Genomic DNA, 6,508 nt, shown 5'->3' on the forward strand with positions numbered 1-6,508 from the left:
CGCCCGGCACCGTGACCTCCCCGGAGCGACACGGGTGCCGCGGACCCGCGTAGCGTCGTAGACACCGCATCCCGGCGATCGGAGGGCTGCCGCCCATGCTGGACGAAACGCTGCTCGACAGCCCGGAGGGCCTCGCCGAGGCCGACCGCCGGGGCCTGCTGCGCGGCGCCGCCGAGGCCGGCGCCCGGGTGCGCACCGCGGCCCGGCACGCCGCCGAGGCCGGCGTCGGCGGCCTCGAACCCGACGGCCGCCCCCGCGCCGTGCTGATCGCGGGCCCCGGCGCCGCCGCCACCCACACCGCCGACCTGCTCGGCACCCTGGCCGGGCCCGGCAGCCCGGTGGTCCGCCTGGCCCCCACCGGGGTCGCCCCCGCCGCGGGCGCCCTGCGCTGGGAACTGCCCGGCTGGGCCGGCTCCGTGGACCTGCTGCTGATCGCCACCCCGGACGGCACCGAGCCCAGCCTCTCCCTCCTCGCCGACCAGGCCTACCGCCGGGGCGTCTCGGTGGTCGCCGTCGCCCCGGCCGGCACCCCGCTCGCCGAGGCGGTCTCCGGCGCGCACGGAGTGTTCGTCCCGATGGCGACGGCCCCCTACGACCAGGAGGAACCGCTCGCCGCGTCCTCCCCGGGCGTCTTCTGGGCCCTGCTGACCCCGCTGCTCGCCCTGCTGGACCGCGTCGGCCTGCTCAGCGCCCCGCCGGAGGCCCTGGAGAAGGTCGCCGACCGGCTCGACGAGGTCGCCGAGCGCTGCGGCCCCGCCATCGTGGCCTACAGCAACCCGGCCAAGACCATCGCCGCCGAACTCGCGGACGCGCTGCCCGTGGTGTGGACGGAGGGCGCCTCCGCGGGACCGGCGGGCCGCCGGTTCGCCGCCGCCCTCGCCGAGCTGGCCGGCCAACCCGCCGTCGTCGCCGAACTCCCCGAGGCGCTCGCCGCGCACGGCGCCCTGCTGGCCGGCCCGCTCGCGGCCAGCGCCGACCCGGACGACTTCTTCCGTGACCGGGTGGAGGAGCCGCCCGCGCTGCACGCGCGCGTCGTGCTGCTGCGCGACCGCCCGCTCGGTGGTCTCTCCGCCGCCCCCGCCGCCCGTGACCTGGCGCTGAGCCACGACACGCCGATCAGCGAACTCGAACCCGAGGAGGGCGGCGAACTGGAGACGCTCGCGGAACTGATCGCCGTCACCGATTTCGCCGCCGTTTACCTGGCGCTCGCTTCCGGGGCCTGATCTGGCTACAGGCCGGAGAGCACCGGTCGGCGCACGCACGGAAGACAGAGAAGACACATGGACCGCCTCGACAACACCGTCCGCCCCTACGCCTGGGGTTCGACCACCGCCATCCCGCGGCTGCTCGGCACCGAGCCGACCGGCGAGCCCCAGGCGGAGATGTGGATGGGCGCCCACCCCGGCGCCCCCTCGCGCACCGCGCGCGGCACGCTCGCCGAGGTGATCGACGCCGACCCGGAGCGCGAGCTGGGCAAGGAGACGGTCGCCAGGTTCGGCCCGAGGCTGCCGTTCCTGCTGAAGATCCTCGCCGCGGACGCGCCCCTGTCGCTCCAGGTGCACCCCGACCTCGCGCAGGCCAGGGAGGGCTACGCCGACGAGGAGCGCCGCGGCGTCCCGCTCGACGCCCCCGAACGCAACTACAAGGACGCCAACCACAAGCCCGAACTGATCTGCGCCCTCACCGAGTTCGACGGCCTGTGCGGCTTCCGGCCCCCGCAGCGGACCGCCGACCTGCTCGCCGCGCTCGGCGTCGACTCCCTCAAGCCGTACGTCGACCTGCTGCACGCCCGCCCCGAGGACGCGGCCCTGCGCGAGGTCCTCACCGCGATCCTCACCGCGGACCGCGCGGAGACGGCCCGCACGGTCGCCGAGGCCGCGGCCGCCTGCGCCCGCCTCGGCGGCGACCACGCCCCCTACGCCGAACTCGCCCACCACTACCCCGGCGACCCCGGCGTCCTCGCGGCCATGCTGCTCAACCACGTCCGACTCCAGCCCGGCGAGGCCCTGTTCCTCGGCGCCGGCGTCCCGCACGCCTACCTCAGCGGCCTCGGCGTGGAGATCATGGCCAACTCCGACAACGTGCTGCGCTGCGGGCTGACCCCCAAACACGTCGACGTGCCCGAACTCCTGCGCGTGGTCCGCTTCGAGGCGGGCGACCCGGGCGTGCTGCGACCCGAGGCCGCCCCGGACGGCGAGGAGGTCTACGAGACGCCGATCGACGAGTTCCGGCTCTCCCGCCACGTCCTGCCCGAGGGCGGCACCGCCCGCGACCTCACCCGCGACACCCCGCAGATCCTGCTCTGCACGGCCGGTGCCGTCCGCGCCGGCGAACACGAACTGGGCCCGGGAAGCTCCGTGTTCGTCCCGGCCGGCGAGAAGGCCGGGATCTCGGGCGCGGGCACGGTCTTCCGCGCCACCGTGGTCGTATGAATGGTTGACTGACCGGGCCTGTGGAACCTGACGCGCCGGTGCCCGGCCGGACTGCAAGAATGGCCCACCGGCAAAGGCCGGGCAAAGACGCAGGCACCGAGCAGAGACCGAAGGGACAACGCGGACACATGAGCGCGTCAGGCGGTACCAGGGCGATCGTGGCGGCACTCGGCGCCAACCTCGCGATCGCGGCATCGAAGTTCGTGGCGTTCGCCTTCAGCGGCTCCTCCTCGATGCTCGCCGAGGGCGTCCACTCGGTCGCCGACTCCGGCAACCAGTTCCTGCTGCTCATCGGCGGCAAGAAGGCCCAGCGCGAGGCCACCGCGCAACACCCCTTCGGCTACGGCCGCGAGCGCTACATCTACGCCTTCCTCGTCTCGATCGTCCTCTTCTCCATCGGTGGCATGTTCGCCATCTACGAGGGCTACGAGAAGATCTCCCACCCGCACGCGCTGGAGAACTGGTACTGGCCGGTGGCCGTCCTGGTCTTCGCGATCCTCGCCGAGGGCTTCTCCTTCCGCACGGCCATCAAGGAGTCCAGGGAACTGCGCGGCACGCTGTCCTGGTCGCAGTTCATCCGCCGCGCCAAGGCCCCCGAGCTGCCCGTCGTCCTGCTGGAGGACTTCGGCGCCCTCATCGGTCTCGTCCTCGCCCTCGCCGGCGTCGGCCTCTCCCTGCTCACCGGCGACGGCGTCTGGGACGGCGTCGGCACCGTCTGCATCGGTGTCCTCCTCGTCTGCATCGCCCTGGTCCTGGCCGCCGAGACCAAGTCGCTGCTGCTGGGCGAGGCGGCCGGCCTCGACGTGATCAAGAAGATCGAGGCGGCGACCGTCGACGGCGAGACGGTCACCCGCATCATCCACATGCGCACCCTCCACCTCGGCCCCGAAGAGCTCCTGATCGCCGCCAAGATCGCGGTACGGCACGACGACACCGCCGCCGAGGTCGCCGCCGCCATCGACGCCGCCGAGGACCGCATCCGCACCGCCGTCCCCATCGCCCGCGTCATCTACCTGGAACCGGACATCTACAGCGAGGCCGAAGCCGCCAAGGGCCCGGACCCGGCGGCCACCCCCGGCGGCCCGAACCCGCACGCCACCGGCCACTGACCCGGCCCCGGCCGGTCCCCCCGCGGACCGCCCGGCCGCCCGGCGAACGGGTCACACCACGCGGACGCGGACTGTGGGCGACCGGGCCGGCCGGTGTAGCTTGGGACGGAGCCAGACGTCGCTGCTGATGGCGGTCGGGCGGTCCCCACGGACCGGCCGAGGGAGAGAGGGCCTCCGACGGACTGCGCTGCGCGCACGTGGGCATGCCAGTGTCCTCTTCCGGGGACCCGTGTGTCCGCCGCCGCGCAGACCAGCCGTACCCACCTCGACCCGAATCCGAGGAGCAGCTCGCAATGACGACTGTCGACAACCGACAGGACTTCAAGGTCGCCGACCTCTCGCTGGCCGAGTTCGGCCGCAAGGAGATCACCCTCGCCGAGCACGAGATGCCCGGCCTGATGGCGATCCGCAAGGAGTACGCCGAGGCCCAGCCGCTGGCCGGTGCCCGCATCACGGGCTCGCTGCACATGACCGTGCAGACCGCCGTGCTGATCGAGACCCTGGTCGCCCTCGGCGCCCGGGTCCGCTGGGCGTCCTGCAACATCTTCTCCACCCAGGACCACGCGGCCGCCGCCATCGCCGTCGGCCCCGACGGCACGCCCGACAACCCGCGCGGCGTCCCGGTCTTCGCCTGGAAGGGCGAGACCCTGGAGGAGTACTGGTGGTGCACCGAGCAGGCGCTGACCTGGCCGGACAGCCCCACCGGCGGCCCGAACATGATCCTGGACGACGGCGGTGACGCCACCCTCCTCGTCCACAAGGGCGTCGAGTACGAGAAGGACGGCAAGGTCCCCGGCCTGGAGACCGCCGAGTCCGACGAGCACCGCGTCATCCTCCAGCTCCTGCACCGCACCCTGGGCGAGAACCCCCAGAAGTGGACCCAGCTGGCCTCCGAGATCCGTGGTGTGACGGAGGAGACCACGACGGGTGTGCACCGGTTGTACGAGATGCAGCGGGACGGTGTGCTGCTGTTCCCGGCGATCAATGTGAACGACGCGGTGACGAAGTCGAAGTTCGACAACAAGTACGGTTGCCGGCACTCGCTGGTGGACGGTATCAACCGGGCCACCGATGTGCTGATCGGCGGGAAGACCGCGGTGGTGTGCGGTTACGGCGATGTCGGCAAGGGCTGTGCGGAGTCGTTGCGCGGTCAGGGTGCGCGGGTGATCGTGACGGAGATCGACCCGATCTGCGCGCTGCAGGCGGCGATGGACGGGTACCAGGTCACGACGCTGGACGAGGTCGTGGACAAGGCCGACATCTTCGTGACGACGACGGGCAACAAGGACATCATCATGGCCTCGGACATGGCCCGGATGAAGCACCAGGCGATCGTCGGGAACATCGGTCACTTCGACAACGAGATCGACATGGCCGGTCTGGCGAAGATCCCGGGCATCGTCAAGGACGAGGTGAAGCCGCAGGTCCACACGTGGACCTTCCCGGACGGCAAGGTGATCATCGTGCTGTCCGAGGGGCGGCTGCTGAACCTGGGCAACGCCACCGGTCACCCGTCGTTCGTGATGTCGAACTCGTTCGCGGACCAGACGCTGGCGCAGATCGAGCTGTTCACCAAGCCGGACGCGTACCCGACCGGTGTGTACGTGCTGCCCAAGCACCTGGACGAGAAGGTCGCCCGGCTCCACCTGGACGCGCTCGGCGTCAAGCTGACCAAGCTGCGCCCGGAGCAGGCCGCGTACATCGGCGTCGAGGTCGACGGCCCGTACAAGCCGGACCACTACCGCTACTGACCGCCCCCGAGCCGCTCACCGCGTCTCGGCCAGGTCAACAGAGACAGGCCCCCGCACCCCCGTGCCGGGGGCCTGTCCCGTTGGAGCCGGTACGGCCCTCACCCACCCGTCCGGCGCTCACGCACCCCGGACCGGCACACGGCGGCGGCCCGAGCCCGTCACGACCCAGGACCCCCATGCCCCGCGGCCGCTATTCACTCCACGATCCGCACGACCACACCCCCCTCGGAGAAGAACACTTCCAGTGCGCCCCCGGCCCGTCCGGCTGGCGCTACGTCTCCCGGCTGACCACCCCCGCGGGGGACCACCGCGGCTCGGTCGACCTCGCACTGGACGACCTCGGCCGCCCCCTGCGCCTCGAACTCCACGCGGGCGGCTGGCAGGTGCGCGGCGCCGCCCTCGACGGCGTCACCTGGGTCCGCACGGACCCCACCGGCACCCATGCCACCGAAGGCAATGTGCGCGCCCACGCCTTCACCGGCACGTCCCCCGCGTTCCTCGTCGCCACCGCTCGTCTGCTGCGCCTCACCCCTTCCTCCGCGACCCGCGTACGACTCGTCGCCTTCACGGACCCGGTCCTCGCCCCCCGCACCGTCGACCAGTCCTGGGCACTGGTGGACAGCGAAGCACACGCCACTGACAACGGCCCCCTGACCGTGGACGAATACCAGGTCACAGCCCTGGACACCGGTGAACGGCACACCGTCCACATCGCCGGCGACGTGGTGCTCGCCGCGCCCGGGATCGAGCTGGAAGACCTCGAGTCCCCGCCGTCGGCATTCGACTGAGCGGGGCGCGAGGGAAGGAGGGCGCCCGCCCTACGCGGGCGGCGCGAACCCGGTGGCCGGACGCTCCCGGTCCCCGGAACCGGTCGACGGCCCGGCGGATGCCTGCGGCCGCGCCACCGGCGGCTGGTACACGGGCTGCCGCGTGCCGGCCCCGGGGCCCGGCCGCCCGTCCGCCCCGGTCACGACCGGACCGCCCTGCGGCGCGGGACCGCCCGCGCCGAACGCCCGCCGGGAGTCCCGCGACTGCCGCTCGTGCACCACGGCGGCCAGGAAGACGGCCGGAGCGAGGTCGACGGGTGCCAAAGCCCCCGTGCACGCCGCGAGGTCGCCCGCGAGCCGCTGCGCCATGCCCTGGGACACCCCGGGCTCCAGCTGGTGCATCCGCATCAGGTACTGCCGTACGGCGAGCCACAGCCCGTCCGGCACGG

The 6,508-nt window shown here is 72.9% G+C and carries 6 protein-coding genes (1 of these 6 only partly in view); 5 read left to right on the forward strand and 1 reads right to left on the reverse strand.

The annotated features are described in order from the left end of the window. Positions 1-95 precede the first annotated feature (95 nt). The 5 genes from HZZ00_RS03160 to HZZ00_RS03180 all read left to right on the forward strand — a co-directional run bounded on the left by HZZ00_RS03160 (position 96) and on the right by HZZ00_RS03180 (position 6,080). Positions 96-1,223 (forward strand): SIS domain-containing protein, encoded by a 1,128-nt coding sequence (locus HZZ00_RS03160; protein ID WP_180330771.1) that lies wholly within the window; start codon positions 96-98, stop codon positions 1,221-1,223. Between the two features lie 57 nt (positions 1,224-1,280). Continuing rightward, complete coding sequence (gene manA, locus HZZ00_RS03165) at positions 1,281-2,432, forward strand: mannose-6-phosphate isomerase, class I (protein WP_180330772.1); 1,152 nt, start codon at positions 1,281-1,283, stop codon at positions 2,430-2,432. A 128-nt stretch (positions 2,433-2,560) separates the two neighbouring features. Then, complete coding sequence (locus tag HZZ00_RS03170) at positions 2,561-3,541, forward strand: cation diffusion facilitator family transporter (protein WP_180330773.1); 981 nt, start codon at positions 2,561-2,563, stop codon at positions 3,539-3,541. 293 nt (positions 3,542-3,834) lie between these two features. Then, positions 3,835-5,292, forward strand: a complete 1,458-nt coding sequence (gene ahcY / locus HZZ00_RS03175) for an adenosylhomocysteinase (protein WP_180330774.1) — start codon at positions 3,835-3,837, stop codon at positions 5,290-5,292. A 176-nt stretch (positions 5,293-5,468) separates the two neighbouring features. Continuing rightward, the gene (locus HZZ00_RS03180) at positions 5,469-6,080 is read left to right on the forward strand and encodes a hypothetical protein (RefSeq protein WP_180330775.1); all 612 of its coding nucleotides are present in this window, start codon (positions 5,469-5,471) and stop codon (positions 6,078-6,080) included. Positions 6,081-6,110: 30 nt separating this feature from the next. Here the strand turns inward: HZZ00_RS03180 and HZZ00_RS03185 are convergent, their stop codons facing one another. Then, positions 6,111-6,508: the final stretch of an RDD family protein gene (locus tag HZZ00_RS03185; RefSeq protein ID WP_180330776.1), read on the reverse strand. It continues 532 nt past the right edge of the window; the window shows 398 of its 930 coding nt (coding positions 533-930); its start codon lies off the right edge, out of view; the stop codon is at positions 6,111-6,113.

The organism is Streptomyces sp. NEAU-sy36 (assembly GCF_013423905.1).
In the GTDB taxonomy this organism is placed as follows: domain Bacteria; phylum Actinomycetota; class Actinomycetes; order Streptomycetales; family Streptomycetaceae; genus Streptomyces; species Streptomyces misionensis.

What these genes read in the sequence shown, in the direction of transcription:
- HZZ00_RS03160 (WP_180330771.1), top strand. Translation starts at nt 96, where the DNA reads ATGCTGGACGAAACGCTGCTCGACAGCCCGGAGGGCCTCGCCGAGGCC.
- manA (WP_180330772.1), top strand. Translation starts at nt 1,281, where the DNA reads ATGGACCGCCTCGACAACACCGTCCGCCCCTACGCCTGGGGTTCGACC.
- HZZ00_RS03170 (WP_180330773.1), top strand. Translation starts at nt 2,561, where the DNA reads ATGAGCGCGTCAGGCGGTACCAGGGCGATCGTGGCGGCACTCGGCGCC.
- ahcY (WP_180330774.1), top strand. Translation starts at nt 3,835, where the DNA reads ATGACGACTGTCGACAACCGACAGGACTTCAAGGTCGCCGACCTCTCG.
- HZZ00_RS03180 (WP_180330775.1), top strand. Translation starts at nt 5,469, where the DNA reads ATGCCCCGCGGCCGCTATTCACTCCACGATCCGCACGACCACACCCCC.